Genomic DNA, 25,576 nt, shown 5'->3' with positions numbered 1-25,576 from the left:
TTCGCCACGTGTCCCACCGCTCGCATCCCTTCCTCCTGGCGCCCGACGCCCTCAAGGCGCTGACGGAGCTCGATGTTTACGTCGCCAGCGCCGGGCTTTCCCCGAGCCTTGTCGAACTCATACGAATTCGGACATCTCAACTGAACAACTGCGCCTACTGCGTGGAGACCCATGTGAAACAGGCCCTCGACAGCCACGAGGACCCGCGGCGTTTGGGACTGCTATCCACGTGGCGGGAAAGCTCGGTATTTGACGCACGCGAGCGTGCTGCGCTCGCCTGGAGCGAGGCGGTGACATTGATCTCTGCAGGGCCAGTGGGCGACGACATCTATGCAGAAGCCGTAGAGCAGTTCAGCGAGGCGGACCTGGTCCGCCTGACGGTCGCGGTCGCCGCAATCAACGCCTGGAACCTTCTGGCGGTAAGTTTCAACCTCAGTGCTGCTCGCAGTCGGGCAGCTCGCGTTCGGAATGATCTCGGCCCCACGACGCACGGCTAGGCTTCCGTTTGTGCCGTTGTCGCGCCCCCTCTCGGGCAATCCGAGCTGCTTCCCAGAAGGACCAACACCATGACTATGCAACTCATCAATCCACCCGGGTCCGAGCCGCTTTATGAGGCATTCCAGTTGTCACAGGCAGTCAGGATTGGAGATACGATCCACGTGTCGGGTCAGGTCGGCTACGCCCCGGGCGGCATCCCCGAAGGCAAGGAGGACCAGATCCGCCTTGCGTTTGGCCACCTGAAGACGGTTTTGGCCTGCGCTGGAGCGTCCATGGCCGACATCATTTCGATGACGTCCTATCACATCGACCCAGCGGACTTCGAGGGCTTCAAAACGGTGCAACGCGAGTTCATCCCGTTGAACTACCCGGCCCACACAGCCGTCGGCGTGTCCGCTTTGCTGATGCCTGCGCTGAAGTGCGAAATCGCAGCGATTGCCGTCATAGGCAGTAGGTGCCGGTCCTAAGCTATCTCGGCTTGGTCGCCCGTAGCCATCGTTTCAACTGCAATGACGGAAACCCTGATGCCGAAGATCGAAATTACGACGGCGCCGACCAGGTTCGGTTCAGGCTATCCGCAACCTTTCGACCAGCAGTGCGCCGGCCGTCGCCGCTGGGCATTGGGTGACGCAGCCGGGTTGAGCCAGTTCGGAGTCAACCTGTTGCGGTTGCCACCCTACCAGTGGTCCAGCCAGCGGCACTGGCACTCCGCCGAGGACGAGTTTGTCTACGTCCTCGAAGGTGAGGTGGTCTTGTACACCGACGCCGGAGCACAGGTGATGAAGGCAGGTGACTGCGCCGGCTTTCCAGCAGGGCTGGCGGACGGGCATCACCTCCAAAACCGGTCGGACTGCGAAGCCGTAATCCTGGAAGTCGGCGCCAGAAATCCAAAGAATGACTCAGCCGCGTATCCCGATATAGATCTGATGCTTGGTAATCGCTCGGACGGCTACCGCCACAAAGACGGCACTGCGTATTAGACTGCCCGCAACGTCGTTCAGGCCGCCTGCATGGGAGACTGTGCATCGTTAAGGCACGTGGATGAGAGTTCATCATGGGCGTAAATCTCGGCCTGTCCCTTCTCACTGTTTCTAACTCCCACCTGACTCAGAATCGGCCCTCGCAAGATTCTGGCCGCACGTCCGGCGCGGCTTCCTGATCAGGTATGCATGATGGCCAGCGCGCACTTCGCCCAGAACGGTTTGCTGGTCAGCCTGAACAGCGACGAAAACCGCGGCATGACTTGTACGCCCACCAGCCCTAGTGGATTGATTCCATCACTTGGTGCCCGCGGTTAGCGGCGGCGATGATTTTGTCTGGATCGGCGGTCCAGACGAAGGGTTTGGGCTGCTGATTGTGATCGATGACGAAGCGGTTGATGGCGGCCTGGAGATCGACGACGCCTTTGAAGACACCGCGCTTGAGGCGGCGCTTGGTGAGGATGGCGAAGAAGCCCTCGACGGCGTTGAGCCAGCTGGCCGACGTTGGCGTGAAGTGGAACGTCCAGCGCGGATGACGGCCCAGCCATGCGATCACCTTGGGGTGTTTGTGGGTGGCGTAATTATCGAGGATGGCGTGGATGGTCTTTCCGGCCGGGACCTCGCGCTCGACGGCGTTTAGGAACCGGATGAACTCCTGATGCCGGTGGCGCTGCATGCAGCGGCCGATGACCTTGCCCTCCAGCACATCGAAGGCGACGAAGAGGGTGGTCGTGCCGTGGCGTTTGTAGTCGTGGGTCATGGTCCCGGCGCGACCCAGCTGAACCTGGCGCTGATGCGGCTGATCGACGAGGCGTTCCTGGAGATGCCCTGGTACGGCTCACGCCAGATGGCCCGCCATCTGCGTCGCCAAGGCTACATGGTCGGCCGGATGCGGGTGCGCCGACTGATGGCCAGGATGGGCCTGGCGCCGATCTATCAGAAGCCGCGCACGACGATCCCGCACCCGCAGCACCGGACCTACAAGTACCTGCTGCGCGGGCTGACCATCGACCGGCCCAATCAGGTCTGGTGCACCGACATCACGTACATCCCGATGCGCCGTGGCTTCCTGTACCTGGTGGCGGTGATGGACTGGGCGACCCGGAAGGTGCTGTCCTGGCGGCTGTCCAACAGCATGGACGCGGAGTTCTGCATCGCCGCGCTGGAGGAGGCTCTGGCCCGCTACGGGCCGCCGGAAATCTTCAACACCGACCAGGGCAGCCAGTTTACCTCGCCCCGCTTCGTCGACGTTCTCAAGGACGCCGGCGTGCGGGTCTCGATGGACGGCCGTGGCCGGTGGATGGACAACGTCTTCATCGAGCGGCTCTGGCGCAGCCTGAAATACGAGTGCGTCTACATCAACGTCTTCGAAACCGGATCGGAGCTGCGGGCCGGGCTGACCAAATGGATCGGCTATTACAACACAACCCGACCTCACTCGGCTCTTGCCGGGGCAACCCCCGACGAGGCCTATGGGCAAATCCAGGCGCCGCCCCATCCGGGGCTCGCCCCGGATAGGGCTACAACTGAGCACAAACTGGCGACATGATCTGAACCTGAACCGACCTTAGCCAAGCCGCCAACCTGTGTGGAGAACCGGCGCCACCTCACTCGACCCCTTTCGGCGGCAGCCAGGCAGTCAACTCGAACAGGTACCGTTTCATTGGTGGCACCTTTCACTGCCTAAGTCGGCGAGACGTTAATTCAGGGCTTCCTCATGGGGCCGGACCTGCGGTGCCACTCGCGTCGAAGGCGCAAATCCCAACGAAGGCCGCCTCCTGACTGATGCGGGAGCTATGATGCCAGTCTGCTGCACGTCACTGCAGCCCAAGTCTCGACTGTGCTGTCCACCAAGGATCCTCAGTGTCGTCGAAGACTACCTGGCCCGACGTAGAGCGCGAAAAGGAGCCAAACCACTCGACGTCCACCTTGCGGCCAGCGGCGGTTTGGTCGCGAACGAGCTCGCCAAGGCGATACAGGCATGCGCGAACAGCCTCCTGCGAGACCAGACCACTACCGATAGCGTGAGAAATCTCCCCGATCAGTTCGTCCGTCCGCATCAGCGGCGGGGTCGCAGGCGTAAGCTTTTCCATGCCTTACCGTGACCCAACAAGCGCCTCCACGCAAGTTAAAATTTAAAATAACCTACTGTTTCCATTACGAAAAATAGCGCTTGACCGGTCAAAGGCAAAGCAACTGAAACTGCTGGTGAAAATCTGGCATTTCGGCTTGAGCGGATCGATGTGCCGCTTTGGTCGGACGGCCGGCTCCGTCATCCTGTTCCTCCGGCTTGCGCAACGGCCGAGCATGCATGATCTTCACAGCCATGGCGAAGTCACCCCCCGCACATGGTTCAAAGAAAGGCCGAAACGCAGTCTCCGGCCGCTACGTGACTGTCGGAAGAACCTCGGACGGGGTGACGGTTCTGGAGTCATCCAAAAAACCCAAACACTTTACCTCCCGCGAAGTCCGCACAACAATTGCGAACAGCCGTCTTGAGCCGGCGAAAAGAAAATAATGGTGGCGTTCACTCGGGATGTTTTCATCAACTGCCCGTTTGACGCTGCTTACCAGGTCATGTTCAGGGCGATCGTTTTTGCCATCACTCGGTCTGGCTTCCGCGCCCGATGCTCTCGCGAGGTTGACGATACAAGCCTCACTCGCTGGTCAGCCATCTCGGACATAATCGACCAATGCCGATACGGGATACACGATATCTCTCGCACCGAGCTCGATGGGGATCCGCCGCTGCCCCGCTTTAATATGCCATTGGAACTTGGCATGTTTTTGGGGGCCAAGAGCTTCGGTGACGAGGCGCAGAAACGTAAGCGTTGCCTTGTGATGGATTTCGACGAGTATCGCTACCGACGCTCGATCTCGGACCTGTCAGGCCAGGATATTCGAGCGCATAGAAACGATCCGGGAGCGTGCATTGAGGCCGTTGCTGGATGGTTACGAGTCCAGAGTCGATCGAAAACTGTTCCCGGAGGGCGCGCTATGGCAGCCGAATTTCAGGGTTTTGAGGCTGTGTTGCCCGCCCTGTGTTTGGACCTTCGGCTGGAAGTTGACGAAATGACGTTCGGTGACCTGACTACATTGGCGTCTGAGTACATCGCGGCCACACTCTGAGTGGCAGTCGGGCTAGACCAACTTTTTAGCGCTGCTCGCCTTGTCCAACGCTGCGGCTCGCGTCACACATGGCAGGTCACGAAGGTGACGAGGGGGAGGGGAGACGGCTTTAGCCTTGGCAGCATTGGGCCGCCTCTCCCTCCTATTTCGTCAGGCCGGCCGCATCTCGCTAGCCGTCCTGTCGACCCTGCGGTTCACTTGCCCCGCTTGGGTGCCGGCTTCACCGTCTCGACCACGTGGGTCGAGGGGCGCTGCCGGGCAGTGCTGATCGGCGTGAACCGACCAGTTGAGGCGTTACGTCCGATCTTCATCGGGGTAACTCCCTGCTCAGGTCGCAGCGAAAAACCGCCACCGTCGTTCTAGGCCCGGATGACCCAGGCGTGTGCATTATGTTGGTGATTCCCTACGCGGGAAGCGGAATACTAACGCTGAATTCCAGTAAATCGGTCGTTATTGGGGATGCGTTTGTGGAAGCGTCCGTGCAGGACGACCGAGAGCGGTCTCAAACCCCCGCTTTGTGTCACGGACAGCGGTCGCCCCCCAATGTCGCAGAAGCGCCATGAGCGGTCATTCGCAGGCCTCCGATTTTAGGACATTCACAGCGGCGATCTTGGCCTGGGTGAGCATGGGCAGCCGCACGCTTACCGATCGGAATGCGACAGGCCTCCAGTGCGGCCTGAGCGAACAGGTAAAACGGCCCGCCAGCCGAACTGAGGCTGGTGAACCGGTCGGATGCGATTGTCCCCCGCTCGGCCGCGTAGACGATCGCCTCGATGTAAAAGGCGACGTAGTGCGGTTGAATGCCTTCGTACTCGCTGACGACGATGCGTGAGCGCCTCTGACGTTCTTCAGCCTCCATCACAAAGCGTCGCTTCTGGCCGGCAAAACCATTAATCCCCAAGCTCCATCATAGCGCGCCCCTCCTCAACGGCCTGATCGATGTCTCGCCGGGCGGAGTCTCTGATGTAGGTGAAGAGGGTGTAAGCGGGCGACATCCGAGAGAGCTTGGAAAGGACCTCCTCTGACCGCGCTCGGTCCTCAAGATCTCGCGGCATCGGCTTGCCCGGCATACCTGATCGCATGCCAGAGGTCGCAGAGCTGTAAAGCGCGGTGATCATGGACTTGACGAGGGTCGCCCCGAACGGGCGGCAGCGGTCCAGCAACTGCACGACAAAGCCCGTGTGGTCGAACACGAAGCGGTGCCTGACATGGGCCAGCAACGACCCCATCAAACGCAACTCGGCCTCGGCCGCGGCGGCGAGCTTTGGCTCCAGGAACTGCACTAGGACATCGTCGGCGAAGAGGAACATCGCATCGAAGATCTGCTCTGCAGCGTGGTCGAAATAGAAGCCTCGATCGCTGTTGTTGAGCAACCAGAACCAGACCTCCGAGAGGATGCTGAGCCCTTCGGGAGACTCCAGGAAGCGAAGGCGGGTCTGGCGATAAGGACCATGGTTGGCGGCCCGGAAGCTATAGTTCTCTGTCGCAGCCGCTCGTTCGACGCGGGCCATGAAGAACCTGGCCGTTGGCCGTGGAAAGCGGAATGAGGCCTCGGCCAAGACTTCATCGATCCAATGCCCGCGCAGCTCGGGCATCGGCTCGGCCAGTGCGAGGAAGGCTCCAGCCTGGACCTCTGAAAGCGTGCCCTTCTCGTCTTCATCAATCCCCGAGAGGACCATGGCGACCTCGTCGAGCAGATGGACATCGTCCCCGATACGAGCGGCCAGCACCAGATCGATCATTCTGGCGCGGTCGAAGGCCTGCCAGGTCCACACGGCGCGGATCGCCGACGAGACCGCGTGCGGATCGCCGAGCTGAAGAACTTCCCGGATAATGGCGACATCATCGTCCTGGATGCGACCGCCCTCCCCTGCATAGGCGTTGGGAACCGATCGCTGCAGGGTCGGGTTGGCGGATTCAAGCCAGCGCCGGGCGACGATCCGCGCCTCCGTCAGGTCATGCCTGATCAGGGTCGAGAGCGCGCCGGCGCAGAAGCTGGCGGTCGCCGACCTTGGCCGAGCTTCGGCGTCCCTGATCAAGGCGCGGGCGAACGCCGGCTGGTCCTGAAGCACGGTCTGCATCAGCACATGAGCGGAAGAGAGTGGATGACCGGAGGCGTTCATCTCGTCGAGCGCGGCTTCGAGATAGGCCCGCCGATCTTCCGGTTCCGGGTAGGCCGCAAGTATGTCGGCCGCGATGGGATCGATCCAGATCTGGAGCTGGTCGCGCCAACGCCCCGGGTTGGCGGCCTTAACGAAGATATTGCCCCAACCATCGACCAAGGCGCTTCGCGTACGGAAGTCGAGATCATTCGGCATCGCCTTCAGAACGGCGGCCGCGGCCTTGGCGTTGGCGCCGCCGTGTCGGACATGCCAGACCACAGAGGCGGCGATCGCCAGAAGCGTCGAGGCCGGCAAGCCCTTGGCGACCTCCTTGCGCAAGCGGGCCAGAGTCTGATCGAACTCCGCCTCATAGGTCTCGATCACTGATTTGGGCGTCTCGCTGTTCAGGAGGCCGAACGGCCCTCTCAGAGCGTCAGCGAAGGCTACCCCAGTCAGTCGCGCGACCCGGAGATTTCCATCGCGAAGGAGCTCGAACAATCGCTCGACCACCCGCGCGCGGAAGGGCTGCACGACCTCATAGTGATGAAGGAATCGCGTCAGCGTGACTGTGAACTGGTCCGACCGCGTCAGCATGCCCTCAGCGCTCAGGAAGGGCTTCATCAGGTCCAGCGGCGTATGTGACCCCGACCAGCTCTCTGGTTCGGCCGATCGGGCGAGCGCAAACTCCAGGAGCTGTTCATTGAAGGATAGCGGCTTGCGATCCTGGAACGCCGCAAGTTCGATCAGAACCCGCAGAGGGTGGGATGGATTTGGCCCGGTGTCGCGCTCGTCGACGCGTCCCATCCGCCAAAGGACTTCGGCGACCTCCTCCAAGGCGTGGCCGCTGTAGGCGATGTTTCGCAGGATGTCAGCGAGGACGGACCAGGTCTCGCCGGCGCTGACCCGTCCTGCGACGAAGTCGAGGGCTTGCCTCGGCTGGAAAATCGCAACGGACTTGATCGCGTCCAGGCGGTCGTCATAGCCGGTCGTGATCGTCTCGAAGCTTCGCCATACGGTCGCGAGAAGCCGGCTGTTGGTCGTATCCCCGTCGAGAACCCGCCAGTCGAGCCGCCCGAGGTTGACGAGGACGTGAGCCAAGATCGCGGGCGGGGCTGCGGCGATCACTTCATCGGCGAACCGCGACAGCTTGTGATCGGACGTCAGGCAGTTCTCATCGACGAGATAGTCGCTCAGGACGTCGGGCATCAGCCGATACTGATGCCCACGCTTCAGGACGACGGCGCCGCTGACCAGTGTCTTTAAGGCGCGCTCGATATCGAAGGCTTGGAACCCCGTGGTGGCCACCAGAAGATCGATCAACTGATTGTCGCCGGGGTGGAAGGGTTGAACCAGGGCGAGAACGCGCAAGACGGCCCGGTTGACCGATGCGTCTGACGTGCCTTCCAGGTCCCCGGTGATGACCTTCTCAAACTTGCCCAAGACCAGGTTGCGGAGACCGGCTTGCCCCCTCAGCCTTTCGGACGCCATGGGCTCCCGCGCGAAGGCCTGTGCGGCCATGGCCGCGATCAACGGCGACCCTCCCGCCATCCGCACGACATCCTCGGCCCAGTCATCACGCGCGCCGAAGGCGGCGAGAACCCTGCCCGCCAGATCCTGGAGATCGCTTTTGGGCAGGAGGTTGAGATTGATCGTGACGATGTCGGCCAGTCCGGAGACTGCAGCCGAGCGCTGGATCCGGTCGACGGCATAAGGCCGGCTGGCCAGAACGAGACGGGCGTCATTGTCGGGATCGGCGACGTACTGCAGGACGACGGCGAGACCGTCACGATCGTGGGCGTCGTCCACGACGATGATTTTGGGTCCGGCGCCGAGGTGACCGATCGCCTCTCGCGTGACCTCCTCCGACCCCGAAAGGAACCTCAGGAACACGCGCGGTTCTAGCGCCTGGATTCGAGCCATGGCTTCGCGCAAGACCCGCGACTTACCCATCCCGCCGGCCCCGGTCACCAGAGTCACCCGGGCATGCTGCGCCGTGACCGCATCGGTGATCGCCATAAGTTCCGCGTCACGCCCGATCAGATCCCACCCGTGGCTGAAGGCGGATCCATCCTGAAGGAAGGGTCGGAAAAACTCCTCGGTCGTCAGCCAGGGTCCGGGCTCGCTCCGCCCCAACAGCGCCAGCCTCTGACCGCGGAAGAAGATGTCGACGAGCCGATCCTGCTCGGCGACCGGCAGGGTCCGAAGAAGGCTGGACAGATCGTCACGGTCGAGGAGTGACCAGTGGTCATGATCTGCGAGGGCCCGCGCCGTATCGGGACTGGCCGTCCGGCTTAGAACGAGCACGCGTCGCTCCGCCTGCCCTTGGTAGGCCTTCACCACCGCCGTGACGTGCGACGGACCGAACTGCTCAACCCGCTTGCACTGATAGTCTACGACCGCGCCGTCAGGGGTCGTCGCCACGACATCTGCGCCGTACTGCGTATGGCCTGGTCCGCCGGCGCGACGAACAGTCCAGGTGGGATGCGCCGCCTGAATGAGCTCACGCGTGAACTGCTCGAACGCATCGGCCGTCAGCTGGTGCGTTGGCAAAGGGGCGACAAAGGTCGCCACAGCCGGCGCGTCATAGCCCGCCACGCGCCTGAGCGCGTCGATCGGGATATCCAGAAACTCCGCCACCGGCCCCAGTTGCTGCGCCCTCGGGCGACTGGTGCCGGCTTCCCATCGACTGACCGTCTGCTGACTGACACCAAGGGCGGCGGCCAAGTCGGCCTGCTTGTTCAGGCCTTTGGCGGCCCGCGCCTCCGCCAGCAACAGCCCCATGGCCTGGAAAGGTGAATCGCGCTCGGTCATGTCGCACACACTAGACGGATTTGGTTCAGGAGTCCATACTCTTCAAATGTGTATGACGTGGCGGAAGCCGGCGAGGAGCGATAGATGAAGCGTGTGCTGACGGTAGGGCTGTCGTATTCGGGCCCCCCGATCGAGAACGTCCAGATCGAAACCCTCGGCCTGTGCCGCGCCTCGATCGAAGCCAGCAAGGCGGCGTTCAGCCTCTATGACTACGACACAATCGTCATCGACCCGAAGAGCTACTCCCACATGCTCTTCGGCATGGCGGGGCCGTTTTCCGACAAGGTCGGTGAACTGTCTGCGTTGAAGCAGGCGAACAACGATCACGACCTGGACGACGCGTTCGACCACGCCGACAGGACCGCCGAACTTCTGGCGGCCATGAAGGCCGGCGCGACGGTCGTCTGGTGTCTGGCCGACCCGAAGCGGGAGAAGTTCTTCCGCTGGCGTTCGACGCACCTCGGCTTCGTCTGCGACGCGGTTGAGTCCGCGGTTAACGCGGCGGACCTGCGCACCAAGAAGGGCCGCAGTCTCGGCTGGATCGACGACGCCTCGCCCTTCGCGGGCTATTTCCGCTCGCTCGCCGACGAAAACGGCTGGACCCAATGCCTGGCGGCGCCGCCGGCGGAACTGACCAGCATCGCCACCACCCCGGAGGGTTACAGCCTCGGCGGCGCATTTTCCGAGGGAGACGCCCGCGGGTGGATCCTCACGCCGCCGACGTCCGAAGCCTCAGCCAATGCGCTGATTACGTCGGCGATCTCGCTGGCGTCCGGCGACCCGTCGCGGGAACGCTATCACCCGGTCTTCCTGAGCCACACCAAAGCGGACAAGCCGTTCGTCCGGAAGCTCCGCGACGATCTGGTCCAGGCCGGCGTGCGGGTTTGGTTCGACGAGGCCGAGATCCTTGTCGGGGACTCCCTGTCCGAGAAGATCGCCGAAGGCCTCAAGCTGTCGCGCTTCATCGCCGTCGTCCTGTCCTCGGAGTCGATCAACGCCAAATGGGTGAACAAGGAGCTGGAGATCGCCATGACCCGCGAGATCGAGGGCGGCGAAGTCGTCGTCCTGCCCCTGCTTTATGAGAAGTGCGAGATCCCGGCCTTCCTAAAAGGCAAGCTCTACGCCGACTTCACGGATGCGGCGACGTACGACGCCGCCCTCGCCCAGCTCCTTCACCGCCTTCGGATCAAATAGGCGTCCGCTCACACCCTCCCTGCGCCTGACGCGGCAGACCCCGACGAGAATTCAACAATGCAAGACGAAGAGGCGGCGCGAGCCGCGTGGATGGACATGAACAGACAGGTCAGCCGGGCGATGCTGAAGCACGTTAAACCGTGCGTGACGCCGATCACCAGCGCTCTCCAGGATGAGACGAGCGAACTGATCGGATCGGGAGGCTACGTCGAGCACGATGGACGCAGGTTGCTGGTGACAGCTCAACACGTGGCGACGACCCTCAACCAGCACAGTCTGGCCCACCGCTTCCATGATTCCGACAACTACTACCGGGTGACGCAGCCGTTCCACGCCGCCCCCCTGCCCATCGACGTCGCCGCTTCGCCGCTCGAAGATCATGTCTGGAACCACGCGCCCCATAAGGCCTGGGCCTTTCCGCAAAGCCGGGTGGCGCAAGCCCATGCGCCGTTCGAGCGCGAGTTGTTCTTCCTGATCGGCTTTGCCGGGTCGCGACACTATTTCTCGCCGGCGGGAAAGCTGATGATCACGCCGGGCACCCCCTACCTGACCCAAGAGGTCGCCCCACCGCCGGAGGGCCGGCTCGTCACGCATGAGCATTTCGACCCCGCGTACCACTTTGCGCTGGAGTACCTGCCTGAAGCCGCCGAGACCGTGGACGAGGGCGCGGAACCCTTGCCAGAGAATCCAAAGGGCTTCAGCGGCGCGTTGGTCTGGAACACGCGCTTCGTCGAATGCACGTCGTTAGGACAGGTCTGGTCGCCCCAGGAGGCAGTCCTCACCGGGACGCTGTGGGCCTGGCTGACGTCGGATCGGTGTCTCCTGGCCACAAGGATCGAACATGCGGCCGGTCCCCTCGCCGCCGCGTCGGCGGCTGCCGTTTAGAGCCCGCGACGGCGCCGCCCCCATCGGCGGCGCCGTCATGTCCGGCGAATGTCCGGCCCGCGCGAGGGCCGAAGGCCCGCCGCAAAAAAAGGTCTACGAATCCATCATTTCGACCGCACGAGCGGTCTTCGAAACGCGCGGCGGATGTCCGGGAAACGTCTATCTAGGGTCATCTCCACCTCGGTCACACGACCGTAGGCCTACGGCAGAAGACCTCCCCGTATCGTACTCCGCCACTTTTCGCATTCCATCGAGGCGTTCCGCCAGGAGAGACCGATGACCCAAGCCCACTTGCGACCGTGCTCTTGTGGCTATGAGTCCTGAGCCTAGCCGTGACTGACCACCCGGGGTTGTCCGTCACGGCGGCACTGGATGAAGGGGCATTCGCCTGGTTCGAGGATTTGCGCCATCCCCAATTCTCGCGTCACCGCAACAAGGTACCCGCACGCTTGAAGCTCTTCCTCGGCTTCCAGGGGAACATGAGTGCACGGTGGCGGAGCCGCGGGTTTCAGAATTTACTCAAGCTTCGTCGTGCGTCAGTTCCGCGAGAAGGAGGACGCCAGCGAGGCAGAACGGGCCTTCATCGCAAGCCGGAAACTTCAGGATGATGTGGAAGCGCTGTGGCATCTAGACGTCGGCGTTGCCTCAGCGACGGTCGCCCTTATCGCGTCAGGCGCGCACCCGTTCCTCAGCTGCAACGGCGGCGTCCTCGGTGCCCATCACTCTAGGCCTCATCCGTTGGTACGCTTCTATCTGCAGGATCTTGCACCCAACCGGCTTCTCGATTGGGTGGCTAGGTCGGGGCTGTCAGTTGCCAATGAAGACGGGATTCTCGTGCTGCACAGCGAGCGGCTGGAGCCATTCTTGATTTTCGCCAGCCTTGCCTTGGAGACCCTATCCGCGGCTGATCGTTAGGCCGCGCCACGGTCGGCCTGCGGGAATCTGCTTTCGGGACAAGAGCGAGCGTCCGTTTCTGGCGCAGAACCGACCTGTGACTGGAGCCGCGACATCACTTGTCGAACTGGTCCCAGCCCGCGATCGCGGGCTGGGAGTCCACTTTTCTAGGACGGAGTCCAACGAGTTGGGCCGTCCTACACGACTGGAGCGGGCGAAGAGATTCGAACTCTCGACCCCAACCTTGGCAAGGTTGTGCTCTACCACTGAGCTACGCCCGCACTTCAGTCGGAGGCGGGCCTATAGCGGAGACGTTCAGCGTCTCGCAAGACCCTTTTCGAAAATTACCTCGGCGCCATGCGGATTGCGCCGTCCAACCGGATGCATTCGCCGTTGATGTAGACGTTGCGGGCCAGCTCCAGCACGAGGCTGGCGTAGTCCGCCGGCTTGCCCAGGCGGCTGGGGAAGGGGATCTGGGCGGCCAGGGCGTCCTGGATCTTCTGGTCCATGCCGGCCATCATCGGGGTCCACATGATGCCGGGCAGGATGGTGTTGCAGCGTATGCCTTCCTGGGCGAGGTCGCGGGCGACCGGCAGGGTCATGGCGTAGACGCCGCCCTTGGACGCCGCATAGGCCGCCTGACCCACCTGGCCGTCCTGGACCGCCACCGAGGCCGTGTTGACGATCAGGCCGCGCTCGCCGTCCTCCATCGGCTCCAGGGTCAACATCCCCGCGGCCGACTGGCTCAGGACACGGAAGGTGCCGAACAGGTTGACGCGGACGGTGCGCTCGAACTGGGCCATGTCGTGGGCCTTGATCTCGCCCGTGTCCCTCTTGCGCGAGACGGTCTTCATGCCGGTGGCGATGCCGGCGCAGTTGACCGTCAGCCGCTCCTGGCCGTGGGCGGCGCGGGCCTTTTCGAAGGCGGCGGCGACCGAGGCGTCGTCGGTGACGTCGACGGAGCAGAAGATGCCGCCGATTTCTTTCGCGATCGCCTCGCCCTTTTCGGCGTTGAGGTCGAACAGGGCGACCCTGGTGCCCGTGGCCGCGATGGCGCGCGCGGTCCCCTCGCCCAGGCCCGAAGCCCCGCCTGTCACCACTACTGCGATCGACCCGTCGAGTTTCATGGAATTCGTCCCTATGTTCTGATTTGAACTTCTGATTGCCGCGGGGATTTAGCCGCCATGACCGCCAAAGCCAAACCCGCGTCGGGGCCGATCACCCCGGAAGACGCCATTGATCCAGCCAGGGCGCTCGTGCCTTCGGTCCAGAAGGTCAACGAGGTGCGGGTGCGCACCGGCTTCTGGCCCAAGCTCGGCCGGGTCGCCTCACGTATTCCGTTCGCCGACCAGGTCGTCGCCGTCTACTACGCCGCGCGCGACCCGGAGACGCCGATGGCGGCCAAGGGGATCATGCTGGGGGCGCTGGCCTATTTCGTCATGCCGCTCGACGCCATCCCGGACGTGCTCGCCGGCATCGGCTTCACCGACGACGCGGCGGTGATCACGGCGGTCATCGCCACCCTGGGCGCCAATGTGCGCAAGAAGCACCGCGAGGCGGCCAAGAAGGCTCTCGACCGCCTGCGCTGATCCTCCCCCGTCGGGGGAGGGGGACCGCGCCTTCGCGGTGGAGGGGGCCGGCTCCAGACACCCTGCGTGCGGGCGGCCCCCCTCCGTCACGTCGCGAAGCCGCGCCGCGCCACCTCCCCCGACGGGGGAGGATTTCTAGCTCTCGACGGTCACCACGACCTTGCCCATGACCGTGCGGTCGGACAGGGCCTGGATGGCCTCGTGGGCGCGTTCCAGCGGGAAGGTGCGGCTGACGCGCGGCTTGATCCTGCCCTCGGCCCAGAACTTCATCAGGTCGGCGACATTGGCCCTGTGCCCCTCGGGATCGCGCGCGGCGGCGGCCCCCCAGAAGACGCCGACCACCGACACCGACTTCAGCAGCGTCAGGTTCAGCGGGAAGGACGGGATGCCGGCCGGGAAGCCGACCACCAGATAGCGGCCGTTCCAGTCCATCGAGCGCAGGGCCGGTTCGGCATAGTCGCCGCCGACGCCGTCATAGACCACGTCCGGGCCGTCGCGGCCCGAGGCCAGCTTGAATTCGCCCGAGAGCTCCTTCTGGGCCGCCTTGTCCATCGGCCCCGACGGATAGATCAGGCCGTTGTCGGCCCCAAGCTCGAGCGCGAACTGGACCTTGTCATTGGTCGAGGCGGCGGCGGTCACCAGGGCTCCCATGGCCTTGCCCAGTTCGACGGCGGCGGCGCCGACCCCGCCCGCGGCGCCCAGCACCAGCAGCCGTTCGCCGGCCTTCAGCTGGGCCCGGTCTTTCAGGGCGTAGTAGGAGGTGCCGTAGGTCATGATCAGGGCGGCGGCCTCCTCGAACGACATGGCGTCCGGCATCTTGATCAGCGTTTCGGCGCGAACGGCCAGCCGCTCGACCATGCCGCCCCAGCCGGGCATGGCGATGACGCGGTCGCCCTTGAAGACACCCTTGACCCCCTCGCCCACGGCCTCGACCACGCCCGCGACCTCGCCGCCGGGCGAGAAGGGGCGCTGGGGTTTGAACTGGTATCTGTCCTCGATGATCAGGGTGTCGGGGAAGTTCACCCCCACGGCCTTGACCTCGATGATGACCTCGCCCGCCTTGGGGGTGGGATCCAGCACCTCCTCGACGACGAGGCTGTCGGGGCCGCCGACGGTCTTGGACAGGACTGCGCGCATGAAATGCCTTTCAGGGGTGATGGGGAGAGAGCGGCTCAGGCCGCGGAAACAGGTTTCTCCTGGCGGATCCAGCCGGTGACCGACAGCCGGTTGCCGCCGGCGAACGGGGCTACATAGGTCACGGCGTGTTCGTAGGGGACGGTGAACAGGTTCAGGGCGTTGAACCTGGGCGTATAGGCCTCGGACACATGGCCGTCGTCGTCGATAAAGGCCAGCAGCCCGCCCCAGTCCGCCCGCCAGTCCGGCGTCAGGCTGAGGACATAGGCATAGAGCCGCTGGCGTCTGTCGTGGGCGTCGTTGTGCTGGTTCAGATAGTGGCCCGGCTGGAATCGCGTGGCCTGGCTGTCGACATAGAGGGGCCGATCATCGCCCGTCGCCTCACGCACGAAGCCCAGAAACGCCTCGCTGTTCAGCATCTCGTGCAAGGCGCGATAGACCGGCCGCACCGGGCTGCCGTTCTCGATGTCGGTCGAGATGCGCACCGTGTCGAACATGAAGTGCAGGCCGCTGGAGGTCTCCGTGTGCGCCACGGCCATGAACTGGCGATACTGCTCGGGCGTCAGGGCCTCCAGGGTCTCGACCGGGATGTCGGCGTTCTTGCCGCCGCTGATGGTCGAACAGACCCACAGAGTTTCGGCGACCAGGGTCTCGTAAAGGGTCGCGGCGCTGTCCGGCGTCAGGAAGCCCGGGATATGGACGCGGTTGAACGAATTGAACGCCGGGCGGATGTCGCCCCCCTTCAGCCCCGGATCGATCTTCGCCACGTCTCGTCGCCCTGTGGTCAGCCTGTCGTGCGGCGACGGTTGTCACAGGATGGGCCCCGTGTCATCGCCCCCCGACGCTAGCCAGTCGAACCGCTCCATGGAAGGGTGGACGAGCGGCCCAAGGAGAAACGCCATGACCCGACCCGCCCTCATCCTGCACGGCGGCGCCGGCGCGCGTCGCAGCCGCGACTACACCGCCGAGATCGCCCATATGCGCGAGGTGGTCGAGGCCATGCGCGTGCGGCTGGAGGCCGGCGCCCCGGCGCTCGACGTGGCGGTAGAGACCCTGGTCCTGCTGGAGGATTCCGGGCTCTATGTCGCGGGTCGCGGGGCCTCGCCCAATCTGGCCGGCGAATACGAACTGGACGCCAGCCTGATGGACGGGCCGAGCCGCCGCGCGGGCGCCGTCGCCGCCTTCCAGGGCTATCGCAACCCGATCCGGGCGGCCCGCGCCGTGATGGATCACAGCCCGCACGTGCTGCTGGCCGGGTCGGGGGCGGCCCGGTTCGCGGGCGAACACGGCCTGGAGCCGATCGACGATCCCGAAGCCTGGTTCACCCGCGCCGGCCAGGGCGAGGACAACCATCCGCCGGGCCAAGGTCCGGGTGTGGGACCGGCGCTGAGCCACGGGACGGTCGGCTGCTGCGTGCTGGACATCCAGGGTCATCTGGCGGCCGCGACCTCGACCGGCGGCGTGTTCGGCAAGCTGCCGGGGCGGGTGGGCGACACGCCGATCCCGGCGGCGGGCGTCTGGGCCACGGACCGGGTCGCGGTCTCCTGCACGGGCCAGGGCGAGTATTTCATCCGCACTGCCGCCGCCGCCCAGATGGACTGGCGGGTCGAGGCGGGCGCCTCGATCATCGAGGCCGGACAGGCGGTCATCGCCGGCATCGGCGCGATGGGCGGCGACGGCGGCCTGATCGCGCTCGACGCGCTGGGCCACCGCGCCGATCCCTTCAACTCCCAGGGCATGAAGCGCGCCTGGCTGACCCCGGACGGCGAGGTCGGGGTCGGGGTGTTCGGGAAGTAGCGCGGGCGTTCTCCCTCCCTCTCGGGGGAGGGAAAACGCACGCCCCACATTACAGCGCCGTAACTTACGCCGGTCTTCCAGCCTGATACGGTCGCTCCGCAACTCCGGAGTCCGTTCATGAAATCCCGCCTGAAGTCGGCCGTCGCCGCCATCGCCCTCGTCACCGCTCTCGGGACCTTCTCGCCTCTCATGGCCCAGGACGCTGCGGGGGCGCCGCCCGCCGCCATCGAGGTGCCGCCGCTGGGCTTTGTGAAACGCACCCTGCCGAACGGCATGGACGTCTACACCGCGCGCGACACGACGACGTCGAACGTCACGGTCCAGGTCTGGTACCGGGTCGGCTCCAAGGACGACCCGCAGGACCGCTCCGGCTTCGCCCACCTGTTCGAACACCTGATGTTCAAGGCGACCAAGGATTTCCCGGACGAGACCTTCGACCGCCTGACCGAGGACGTGGGGGGCAACAACAACGCCTTCACCAGTGACGATGTCACCGCCTATCACGAGACCATCCCGGCCAATCACCTGGAGCGTCTGATCTTCGCCGAGGCCAGCCGTCTGGGCTCTCTGGTCGTCGACGAGAGCGTGTTCGAGAGCGAGCGCGACGTGGTCAAGGAGGAGTACCGTCAGGGCGTGCTGGCCAACCCCTACGGCCGGATGCGCCTGTTCCTGCCAATGCTGATCTTCCAGCAGAGCCCCTATCGCCGCTCGACCATCGGCTCGATCGAGAACCTCGACGCCGCGACCATCGAGGACGTGCGCCGGTTCCACGCCACCTATTATCGCCCCGACAACGCCGTCCTGATCGTGGCCGGCAATTTCGACCAGGCCGAGCTGGACGGCTGGATCGACCGCTATATGGCGCCGATCGCCAATCCGGACCGGCCGCTTGAGGTCACGGATGCCTCCGAGCCGGAGCCGACCGGCCCGCGCGAGATGACCGTCCACGCTCCGAACGTGCCGCTGCCCGCTTTGGTGCGCGCCTGGCCGACCGTGCCTTACGGCCACCCGGATCGCGCCGCCCTGACCGTGCTCGACGGCATCCTGTCCACGGGCGAGAGCTCGCGGATGTATCGCTCGCTGGTCTATGAGCAGCAGATTGCCGCCCAGGCCGGGTCCTCGCCCGACTTCTCGCAGCAGGCCGGATATCTGATGGCCCAGGTCATCATGTCGGACGGCCATACGGTCGACGAGGGCCTGACCGCCATTGACGCCGAAATCACGAAATTCCGCGACCAGCCGGTCACCGACGCCGAGCTGAACGAGGCCAAGAACGAGCTGGTCGCCGACGCCCTGCGCGGTCGCGAGACCATCGACGATCGCGCCAGCGCCCTCGGCTGGGCCCTGATCAACACCAATGACGCCGCGACCGCCGATCGCGAGATCGCCGAGATCCAGGCCGTCACCGCCGCCGAGGTCCAGCGCGTCGCCCGGCGCTATCTGACCGATCAGAGAGCCGTGACCCTGCGCTACCTAAATGCCGACGAGGCCAATCCGGTGACGGCGCAGCAGACCGGGATCACCGCCCCGGTGACCCTGGCCGACCTCGCCCCCGTGGGTCAGGTCTTCACCCTGCTGCCGGAATCCGGGCGCGCCGCCCTTCCCGCGACGACCAATCCGGTCGCCCCGACCACCCCGCCGGTCGCGGACTTCCGCCTCGACAACGGTCTGCGCGTGCTGGTCGTGGAGAAGGACGGCCTGCCGCTGGTCTCCGCCCGTCTGAACTTCGACGCCGGTTCCGGCGACGAGGCGGCCGGCAAGGCCGGGGTCGCCGCCCTGACCGCCGCCCTCCTGACCCAGGGGACCGCGACCCGAAGCGCGCCCGAGATCGCCACGGAGATCGAGCAGCTGGGCGCCTCGATCGGCGCCGGCTCGGGGCCTGACTTCACCAACATCTACGCCAACGCCCCGGCCAACGTCTTCCCGCAGACGGTCGCGCTGATGGCCGATCTGGTGCGCAACCCGGCCTTCGCCCAGGAGGAGCTGGACCGCCAGCGCGACCAGACCCTGGACGGCCTGCGCGTCGCCCTCGCCACGCCCGGTCCGGTCGCATCCCAGGCCGCCGCCCGTGTGATCTATGGCGACGCGGCCTACGGCGCCCCCGGCTCCGGCACCCTGACCAGCATCCCCGCCATCACCCGAGAGGATGTGGCCGCCTTCCACCAGCACCGCTATCGCCCCTCGGAAGCGACACTGGTCTTCTCGGGCGCGATCTCGGAGACCGACGCCCGCGCCCTGGCGCAATCGGCCTTCGGCGACTGGCGCGACACGAACAGCACCGCCGAGGCGCGCGTCGCCCCGCTCGGCCAACCCCTGCCACCCCGCGTCGTTGTCATCGACCAGCCCGGCGCAGGCCAGGCGGCGGTGACGGTCGCCCTGCGCGGCGTGTCCCGCACCGACGCCGAATACTTCCCCCTGACGCTGGGCAACACCCTGCTGGGCGGCAGCTTCACCTCGCGCCTGAACCAGGAAATCCGCATCAAGCGCGGCCTCAGCTACGGCACACGCTCGTCGCTGGGCGTGCGCCGCGAGGACGGCCTGTTCACCGCCAGCGCCCAGACGCGCAACGATGCGGCTGTGGAGGTGTCCGACCTGATCCTGGCCGAGATCACCCGCCTGTCGACCACCCGGCCGACGGCGTCGGAATTGACCACGCGTCAGGCCATCCTGACCGGCGCCTTCGGCGACTCGCTGGAAACCGTGGATGGCCTGGGCGGCCTCGTCGCCAACCTGGCGCTCTACGACCTGCCGATGAGCGATCTGGCGGCCTATGTCGGCAAGGTCGAGGCCATCGACGGCGCGGCGGTCCAGGAGGCCTTCGCCGCACACCTGCCGGTCGACCGGGCCAGCCTGGTCATCGTCGGCGACGCGGCCCGGTTCATCGACGCCCTGCGCGCGAAACACCCCAACGTCGAGGTCATCCCGATCTCGGCCCTGAACCTCGACAACGCAGCGCTGAGGTAGGGGGAAAAGGTCTCCCTCCCCCCTCGGGGGAGGGAGGCTGAGCCGAAGGCGAAGCCGGGTGGGGGCGGCAAGGCGATGTTGCGACGGCCTGTGTCCGCATCGCCTTGCCGCCCCCACCCCGTCGCTGCGCGACGCCCCTCCCCGGACGGGGAGGGAAAATCAGCGCTCAGTCGGCGTTCGCCTTGTCGTCAGCGGCATCGGCTTCCTCGGCCACCACGACGTCGGAGGCCTGGTCCAGGGCGTACTGGGCGATCAGGCCATAGGTGACCATCTGTTCCGGGTCGTTCGCGGCCCAGGCGCCGTTCGTGACCAGGCCCTGGGCGAGAACCGGGGCGGTGCGCAGCGCTTCCTGCACCTCGGGGTCGTTCATCGCATCGGCGACCAGGGCCTCGACGTCGATATTGGCCAGGGCTTCCTGGGCGATCTGGCCGGCGTGGCGGCTGACCTCGGCCGTGAAGGCCGCGATCTCCGGCTGGTATTCGGTCCAGATGGCCGCGATCCGCGCCTCGCGCTGGGCCTCGGTCAGGCTTTTGTCCTCGGAGATCGCTTCGGCGCGTTCGCCGAACGCCTCCATCCGCGCTTCGAAGGCCCCGGCGGCGGCTTCGATGGCGGCTTCCGACGCCGTCTGAGGGTCTTCGGCGGCAAGCGCGGCGGACAGCGGCAGAACGGCGAGGGCGGCGGACAGCGAGAGGGCGCGGATTATGGCGGGCAGCTCCTTGAGTTCGCACTCAAGGTCCGCCCGACCGCCCGTCAGCTCAAGTGAAATCGCGGTAAGGCGGGCTCAGGGCGCCGGGGCCGCCGTCGCGGCCTGTTCAATCTGGGTCCGGACCAGACGCGGGACCGAACGCAGTTGCGGCAGGGCCTGGGTCAGGCCTGCGAGCATGCCCGCGCGCTCGGTCTCGGGCGCCGCGGCCATCTGTTGATTCATGAAGGCCTCGAACGCCGTGGCGAAGGCGTCGGCGTCGGGTTGATAGCGCGCTTCGATGGCGTCCAGCGACGCGGCGCGTCGGGTGGCGTCCGCCTCGGCGACGGCCGTCTGCATCTCCGCCTGCATGGCCTCCACCTTCACTCCGGGCCTCGGCGGTCGCCTCGAACGCCGCCTCACCCGGCGACGGAGCCTCGGCCGGCGTCGCGGGAGCCGTCTAAGCGCTGACGGCAGCCGCTTCGGTCTGGGGCGAAGACGAAAGGACGCCGATCAGCAGGAACAGGGGGAGGGGGAGGGACAGGAAGGACATTCAGACTCTCCCGGGTTCAACCGTCGTCCCGTGTCGCGAAATCGTCGCCGGCTCAAGTCGAATTGCGTGAAGCCGTCCTACTTCGGGCTCGGCCGGGTCCGTGCGCCCTGGGCCTGGGCGTTTTCCTGGTAGCGGGCGACGATGGCCGATATGGCGCGTCGGGCCTGATCCTGGTCGCCGTCGGCCTGAACGATCGCCTGGACGATCTCCTGGTTCATCAGGGCGCGGGTGTCGCGGTCGGTGACCGCCGGGGCGAGGGCGGGGATGTCCACCCACGCCGACGCCACCGGGATCACGGCCGGAATGGCGGTCTGCGCCAGCGAAGGCCTGGCGGCGACGAGGACGGCGGCGACCGCCAGGAACACGAACTTGCGCATGGGACCCTCCCTGAAAGAAAGGCGGACGATGTCCCCGAACCCTTCATTGCGCAAGACCGTGTTCGCTGAAAGGGCCGAAGAGGCGCCTTTCGTCAGGCGCCTCCCTGGTTTCAGGTGCGGCGGTCGCGCTTGGCCAGGACCCGCAGACGCAGGGCGTTCAGCTTGATGAAGCCGGCCGCGTCGTTGTGGTCGTAGGCCTGGACGCCCTCTTCGAAGGTCACAAGATCCTGATCGTACAGGCTGTTGGCGCTCTCGCGGCCGATGACGGCGACATTGCCCTTGTAGAGCTTCATCCGAACCGTGCCCGAGACCTTCGCCTGCGACAGGTCGATGGCGGCCTGTAGCATCTCGCGCTCGGGCGAGAACCAGAAGCCGTTGTAGATCAGCTCCGCATATTTCGGCATCAGCTGGTCCTTCAGGTGCATGGCGCCCCCGTCCAGCGTGATCGACTCGATGCCGCGGTGGGCGGCGATCAGGATGGTGCCGCCGGGTGTCTCATAGACGCCGCGCGACTTCATGCCGACATAGCGGTTCTCGACCAGGTCGAGGCGGCCGATGCCGTTATCGTGGCCCAGTTCGTTCAGCCTGGTCAGAATCGTGGCCGGCGACATGGCCACGCCGTCGACGGAGACGGCGTCGCCCTTTTCAAAGCCGATGGTGATGACGGTCGCCTTGTCGGGCGCGTCCTCAGGGCTGATCGTGCGCTGGTGGACGAACTCGGGGGCCTCGACGGCCGGATCCTCGAGGACCTTGCCTTCCGACGACGAGTGCAGAAGGTTGGCGTCGACCGAGAACGGCGCCTCGCCGCGCTTGTCCTTGGCGATCGGGATCTGGTTCTTCTCGGCGAAGTCCATCAGGGCCTCGCGGGAGCGGTATTCCCACTCGCGCCACGGGGCGATGACGCGGATGTCGGGCTCCAGCGCATAGTAGCCCAGCTCGAAGCGGACCTGGTCGTTGCCCTTGCCGGTGGCGCCGTGACAGACGGCGTCGGCGCCGACCATGCGGGCGATCTCGATCTGGCGCTTGGCGATCAGCGGACGCGCGATCGAGGTGCCGAGCAGATAGTCGCCCTCGTACTGTGCGTTGGCGCGGAACATCGGGAAGACGAAGTCGCGCACGAACTCCTCGCGCAGGTCGTCGATGAAGATGTTCTCGGGCTTGATGCCCATCTTCAGCGCCTTCTCGCGGGCGGGGGCGAGCTCTTCGCCCTGACCGAGATCGGCGGTGAAGGTCACGACCTCGGCGCCGTATTCGGTTTGCAGCCACTTGAGGATGATCGAGGTGTCTAGGCCGCCGGAATAGGCCAGGACGACCTTCTTGACGGGCTTGTCGGAGGCTTTGGCCATGAGGGCTCTTTCGCAGAACGGCGTGGGAGGATTTGGCGGCGCTTAAACGGCCTGACGCCCCGCGATGCAAGGGCGAGACTGTGGCGGACGCCGGCCTATCGCATCGCGTCGCCGCGCATTATGTCCGTCTACATGACCGACACGCCTGAAACGCCGTCCGACGTCCCGCCTGAACGGGTCCTCAGCGAGCCCGCCAAACGCGCCCTGGCCGAGGCCGCCGAACGTCGCGCGAAGGCCGGGGCGCTGGCGCCGGCGACCGAGCACGGCGGCCCGACCGGCCCCGAACCGACCCGCTACGGCGACTGGGAGAAGAAGGGTCTCGCGGTCGATTTCTGAGGGGCGAACAAATCCGGGCGAACGGTGTTAACCTTTTCGTCCTGCCGGAGAGTTTCATGCGTCGCCTCGCCCTGATCATCCTCACCACCGTTGTCCTCCCGGGCGCGGCCGACGCCCAGACCTGGGGCCAGCCCCGCTACAGCGTTCAGCCCGCGCCTTACGGCCAGCCGTATGGAGGGCCGGTCGCCTATGGGTATGGCGGCTACGGCGGCCACAGCCAGTCCTACGGCGAGGGCTACGGGGCCGGATACGGCGATCCCCGCGCTTATCGTCCGCCGCTCCGGTACGGCCATGCCTACGACCGGGGCGGCCGGTACGGCCACAGCAACCGCTCCGACCGGTGGACCCGCTGGTCCAGCCCGCCGGGACGCGGCTATCACGACGTCTATGGCTACAACGACGATCGTGCGCCGCGCGGGGCCCACCGCTGAGGGGCTGAAGACGCCAGCTTCACGCCAGAAAAGCGAGATTTAACCACGTCTTGAGCGGATTGCTCCCTCCCGGGGAGCATCCGGAACCCTTCCGCGCGCGAAGACCTAGGGTGGCCTCGAACGTCGCGGAGCCGCCCAGTGAAAACCCTAGTCTCGATCCTGACCGCCCTCCTGCTGCTCGGCGCCTCGCCGGCGCTGGCGAGCGAGCGTGGCGGCGGCGGCCAGCACGGCGGCGGTGGCGGCTATGGCGGCGGCTGCGGCGGAGGCTGCGGGGGCGGCGGCCACGACGGCGGCGGCGGCAACATCAATGTCAACGTCAACGCCAACGCCAATGCGAGCGCCTATGCCGGCGCGGGAGCCGGCGCCTACATCAACGCCCGGGCCTATGACGTCGGCGCGATCAGCGGGCGCGGCGGCCATGGCGGCGTGATCTCGACAGGCGGGGGTTATGGCGGCGACTACGATTACGGCTACGGCGGCGCCGGATATGCGGTGGTGGTTCGCGGGCCCGGATATGGTCCCAGCCGGCCGTTCGGCTATGTCGCCCAGGGGTTCGGTCGCCGTTACGTGACCACCGACCGCTGCTGCGGCCTGCGCCCGGCCCCCTGCTACGACAACTGCGGCGGCGGCTATCCGCCCCCTCCTCCGCCGCCTCCCCCTCCCCCTCCGCCCCCGGCCTGCGACTGCCGCGACGGCCACGGCCACGGCCACGGCCAGGGTCACGGCGGCCATGGCTATGAGCAGGGCTATTCCGGCGGCCGGGGCGGCGCGTCCTACAGCGTGCGCGAAAGCTACAGCGAAAGCAGCCGCTACGGCGGCGGCTATTCCAGCGGCTATCAGGGCGGATACGGCAGCGGCGACCGCTATTCCGATCGCCGTGACGACGGCCCGCGCTATGCGCCCGTCCCCTATCAGGCCTCGCCCCTGGAGCCCGCCCCCTACGCCCAGGGCGGTTACGACCAGGACTATGCCCCGCCGCAGGTCCACTACAGCCCGCCGTCCTATCCCGAGCCGGCCTACGCCCCGCCGCAGGTCTATCAACCGGCCCCGGTCTATGTGCAGCCGCCGCAAGGCTATTACGGCGACCTGCCTCCCGGCGACACCGGCGACGGCTACACCTACCGTCAGGAGCCCGGCGAACGGGGCTGACCCCCGGGATCAGGCCCGTTCCGGATAGACCTTGCGCACCGACAGCGACCCGGCCGGCAGGGGCCGCAACAACGCCCCCTCTGCCTGAGTCAGGTCCAGCCACTCCAGCGCCTGACCGGGCGCCAGAACACAGACCTGCCGGTCGTGATACGGCGCGACGTCCGGCCCCGGCCCGGTGGTCAGAATGGCGAAGGCGCCCTGTCTGACGACCCCCGCCATCCACATCCACGGCGCGTCGATCAGGTCGAACCGCCATCTGGTCTTCCGCTTGTGGCCCGGCTCGGCGTCGGTGAACTCGAAGAAGCCCGCGGCGGGGATCAGGCACCGCTCCGACTGGTCAAAGGTCCGCCCGTCGGAGCGAAAGTTGAACACCGGCTTCCCGCCCGGCCCCTTCCACGCCCAGGTCATGGGCGCGAGGCTCAAGCCTTCGCCGGCGCGCAGGACCACGGGCGGACTGTCTCCGATGGCATACTCGGGCGGCATGTTCGGTCGCCCGGCCGGAAACTCGAGAGGCAGCCCCAGCTGGCGGATTTCGTCATCGATCGTGCCGAGCGTCGGGGGCGGGACGAAGCGGTTGCACATCATGCTGTGTCAGCAGTCACGACCGCCTAGTGGAATGATCGGGACATAAGAGTCTGAGGTGGGATTCCCCGGGGCGTGGCGTCGTGCGAGTCTGCGGGATGCGTACAGGCGTCACCGTGCATCTGAGCCCGACCGATCGTAAG

The 25,576-nt window shown here is 65.9% G+C and carries 24 protein-coding genes, 1 tRNA gene and 2 pseudogenes; 14 read left to right on the top strand and 13 right to left on the bottom strand.

Translation table 11 applies throughout. The features are described from left to right. The first annotated feature begins 8 nt into the window (after positions 1-8). From ACP7A5_RS15400 to ACP7A5_RS15390, 3 genes are all read left to right on the top strand, one after another. On the top strand, positions 9-497 hold the full coding sequence (locus ACP7A5_RS15400) for a carboxymuconolactone decarboxylase family protein (RefSeq protein ID WP_426042735.1): 489 nt from the start codon (positions 9-11) through the stop codon (positions 495-497). 75 nt (positions 498-572) lie between these two features. Beyond that, positions 573-965, top strand: coding sequence for a Rid family hydrolase (locus tag ACP7A5_RS15395; protein ID WP_426042734.1), 393 nt, complete (start codon positions 573-575; stop codon positions 963-965). A 57-nt stretch (positions 966-1,022) separates the two neighbouring features. Next, the gene (locus ACP7A5_RS15390; protein ID WP_426042733.1) at positions 1,023-1,478 is read left to right on the top strand and encodes a cupin domain-containing protein; all 456 of its coding nucleotides are present in this window, start codon (positions 1,023-1,025) and stop codon (positions 1,476-1,478) included. 280 nt (positions 1,479-1,758) lie between these two features. On the opposite strand, the pseudogene ACP7A5_RS15385 reads toward ACP7A5_RS15390, so the two are convergent. Beyond that, positions 1,759-2,310: pseudogene (locus ACP7A5_RS15385) on the bottom strand (IS630 family transposase); the annotation flags it as partial. On the opposite strand from ACP7A5_RS15385, the pseudogene ACP7A5_RS15380 reads away from it, so the two are divergent. Continuing rightward, positions 2,260-3,027: pseudogene (locus ACP7A5_RS15380) on the top strand (IS3 family transposase); the annotation flags it as partial. The pseudogenes ACP7A5_RS15385 and ACP7A5_RS15380 overlap by 51 nt on opposite strands. A 632-nt stretch (positions 3,028-3,659) precedes the next feature. On the opposite strand, the gene ACP7A5_RS15375 reads toward ACP7A5_RS15380, so the two are convergent. Then, a complete protein-coding gene (locus tag ACP7A5_RS15375) occupies positions 3,660-3,806 on the bottom strand; it encodes a hypothetical protein (protein WP_426042732.1) in 147 nt (48 codons plus the stop codon). 189 nt (positions 3,807-3,995) lie between these two features. On the opposite strand from ACP7A5_RS15375, the gene ACP7A5_RS15370 reads away from it, so the two are divergent. Next, positions 3,996-4,607 carry a hypothetical protein gene (locus tag ACP7A5_RS15370; RefSeq protein ID WP_426042731.1) on the top strand — a complete coding sequence of 204 codons (612 nt, stop codon included), beginning with the start codon at positions 3,996-3,998 and terminating at the stop codon, positions 4,605-4,607. 520 nt (positions 4,608-5,127) lie between these two features. Here the strand turns inward: ACP7A5_RS15370 and ACP7A5_RS15365 are convergent. Continuing rightward, positions 5,128-5,508: a hypothetical protein gene (locus tag ACP7A5_RS15365; protein ID WP_426042730.1), complete on the bottom strand. Its 381-nt coding sequence runs from the start codon at positions 5,506-5,508 to the stop codon at positions 5,128-5,130. Beyond that, positions 5,498-9,520, bottom strand: a complete 4,023-nt coding sequence (locus ACP7A5_RS15360; protein WP_426042729.1) for a helix-turn-helix domain-containing protein — start codon at positions 9,518-9,520, stop codon at positions 5,498-5,500. The genes ACP7A5_RS15365 and ACP7A5_RS15360 overlap by 11 nt, the downstream gene beginning before the upstream one ends. An 84-nt stretch (positions 9,521-9,604) precedes the next feature. Here ACP7A5_RS15360 and ACP7A5_RS15355 point away from each other — a divergent pair, with 84 nt between their 5' ends. From ACP7A5_RS15355 to ACP7A5_RS15345, 3 genes are all read left to right on the top strand, one after another. Continuing rightward, entirely contained in the window at positions 9,605-10,714 is a 1,110-nt protein-coding gene (locus ACP7A5_RS15355) for a toll/interleukin-1 receptor domain-containing protein (protein ID WP_426042728.1), read from the top strand. Positions 10,715-10,771: 57 nt separating this feature from the next. Then, a complete protein-coding gene (locus ACP7A5_RS15350; RefSeq protein ID WP_426042727.1) occupies positions 10,772-11,599 on the top strand; it encodes a hypothetical protein in 828 nt (275 codons plus the stop codon). 531 nt (positions 11,600-12,130) lie between these two features. Continuing rightward, the gene (locus tag ACP7A5_RS15345) at positions 12,131-12,514 is read left to right on the top strand and encodes a hypothetical protein (protein WP_426042726.1); all 384 of its coding nucleotides are present in this window, start codon (positions 12,131-12,133) and stop codon (positions 12,512-12,514) included. 185 nt (positions 12,515-12,699) lie between these two features. On the opposite strand, the gene ACP7A5_RS15340 is transcribed toward ACP7A5_RS15345, so the two are convergent. Together ACP7A5_RS15340 and ACP7A5_RS15335 are read right to left on the bottom strand one after the other, a co-directional pair. Next, positions 12,700-12,774, bottom strand: a tRNA-Gly gene (locus tag ACP7A5_RS15340). Between the two features lie 63 nt (positions 12,775-12,837). Next, entirely contained in the window at positions 12,838-13,620 is a 783-nt protein-coding gene (locus ACP7A5_RS15335; RefSeq protein WP_426042725.1) for an SDR family oxidoreductase, read from the bottom strand. A gap of 57 nt (positions 13,621-13,677) precedes the next feature. Here ACP7A5_RS15335 and ACP7A5_RS15330 point away from each other — a divergent pair, with 57 nt between their 5' ends. Continuing rightward, a complete protein-coding gene (locus ACP7A5_RS15330; RefSeq protein ID WP_426042724.1) occupies positions 13,678-14,082 on the top strand; it encodes a YkvA family protein in 405 nt (134 codons plus the stop codon). Positions 14,083-14,217: 135 nt separating this feature from the next. Here the strand turns inward: ACP7A5_RS15330 and ACP7A5_RS15325 are convergent, their stop codons facing one another. Together ACP7A5_RS15325 and ACP7A5_RS15320 are read right to left on the bottom strand one after the other, a co-directional pair. Continuing rightward, a complete protein-coding gene (locus ACP7A5_RS15325) occupies positions 14,218-15,219 on the bottom strand; it encodes an NADPH:quinone oxidoreductase family protein (protein WP_426042723.1) in 1,002 nt (333 codons plus the stop codon). Between the two features lie 35 nt (positions 15,220-15,254). Next, positions 15,255-15,983, bottom strand: coding sequence for a 2OG-Fe(II) oxygenase (locus tag ACP7A5_RS15320; RefSeq protein ID WP_426042722.1), 729 nt, complete (start codon positions 15,981-15,983; stop codon positions 15,255-15,257). Between the two features lie 133 nt (positions 15,984-16,116). Here ACP7A5_RS15320 and ACP7A5_RS15315 point away from each other — a divergent pair, with 133 nt between their 5' ends. Together ACP7A5_RS15315 and ACP7A5_RS15310 are read left to right on the top strand one after the other, a co-directional pair. Continuing rightward, positions 16,117-17,013 carry an isoaspartyl peptidase/L-asparaginase family protein gene (locus ACP7A5_RS15315; RefSeq protein WP_426042721.1) on the top strand — a complete coding sequence of 299 codons (897 nt, stop codon included), beginning with the start codon at positions 16,117-16,119 and terminating at the stop codon, positions 17,011-17,013. Positions 17,014-17,130: 117 nt separating this feature from the next. Continuing rightward, entirely contained in the window at positions 17,131-19,977 is a 2,847-nt protein-coding gene (locus tag ACP7A5_RS15310; protein ID WP_426042720.1) for a M16 family metallopeptidase, read from the top strand. Between the two features lie 166 nt (positions 19,978-20,143). Here the strand turns inward: ACP7A5_RS15310 and ACP7A5_RS15305 are convergent, their stop codons facing one another. From ACP7A5_RS15305 to ACP7A5_RS15290, 4 genes are all read right to left on the bottom strand, one after another. Continuing rightward, a complete protein-coding gene (locus ACP7A5_RS15305) occupies positions 20,144-20,551 on the bottom strand; it encodes a hypothetical protein (protein ID WP_426042719.1) in 408 nt (135 codons plus the stop codon). A 207-nt stretch (positions 20,552-20,758) separates the two neighbouring features. Further along, a complete protein-coding gene (locus tag ACP7A5_RS15300; RefSeq protein WP_426042718.1) occupies positions 20,759-21,046 on the bottom strand; it encodes a hypothetical protein in 288 nt (95 codons plus the stop codon). Positions 21,047-21,289: 243 nt separating this feature from the next. Continuing rightward, positions 21,290-21,589 (bottom strand): hypothetical protein, encoded by a 300-nt coding sequence (locus ACP7A5_RS15295; protein ID WP_426042717.1) that lies wholly within the window; start codon positions 21,587-21,589, stop codon positions 21,290-21,292. Between the two features lie 110 nt (positions 21,590-21,699). Next, complete coding sequence (locus tag ACP7A5_RS15290) at positions 21,700-22,935, bottom strand: argininosuccinate synthase (RefSeq protein ID WP_426042716.1); 1,236 nt, start codon at positions 22,933-22,935, stop codon at positions 21,700-21,702. 132 nt (positions 22,936-23,067) lie between these two features. Here ACP7A5_RS15290 and ACP7A5_RS15285 point away from each other — a divergent pair, with 132 nt between their 5' ends. The 3 genes from ACP7A5_RS15285 (at position 23,068) to ACP7A5_RS15275 (ending at position 24,851) form a co-directional block, all read left to right on the top strand. Next, positions 23,068-23,271 carry a DUF1674 domain-containing protein gene (locus tag ACP7A5_RS15285; protein ID WP_426038869.1) on the top strand — a complete coding sequence of 68 codons (204 nt, stop codon included), beginning with the start codon at positions 23,068-23,070 and terminating at the stop codon, positions 23,269-23,271. 56 nt (positions 23,272-23,327) lie between these two features. Beyond that, a complete protein-coding gene (locus tag ACP7A5_RS15280) occupies positions 23,328-23,702 on the top strand; it encodes a hypothetical protein (RefSeq protein WP_426038870.1) in 375 nt (124 codons plus the stop codon). 138 nt (positions 23,703-23,840) lie between these two features. Then, positions 23,841-24,851: a hypothetical protein gene (locus ACP7A5_RS15275; protein ID WP_426042715.1), complete on the top strand. Its 1,011-nt coding sequence runs from the start codon at positions 23,841-23,843 to the stop codon at positions 24,849-24,851. A gap of 9 nt (positions 24,852-24,860) precedes the next feature. On the opposite strand, the gene ACP7A5_RS15270 is transcribed toward ACP7A5_RS15275, so the two are convergent. Further along, positions 24,861-25,436, bottom strand: coding sequence for an SOS response-associated peptidase family protein (locus ACP7A5_RS15270; RefSeq protein ID WP_426042714.1), 576 nt, complete (start codon positions 25,434-25,436; stop codon positions 24,861-24,863). Between the last annotated feature and the right edge of the window lie 140 nt (positions 25,437-25,576).

Origin of the sequence: Brevundimonas sp. TWP2-3-4b1, assembly GCF_049897665.1 — a bacterium.
Lineage (GTDB): Bacteria > Pseudomonadota > Alphaproteobacteria > Caulobacterales > Caulobacteraceae > Brevundimonas > Brevundimonas subvibrioides_B.
This window is presented reverse-complemented; position numbering and strand designations above follow the sequence as displayed.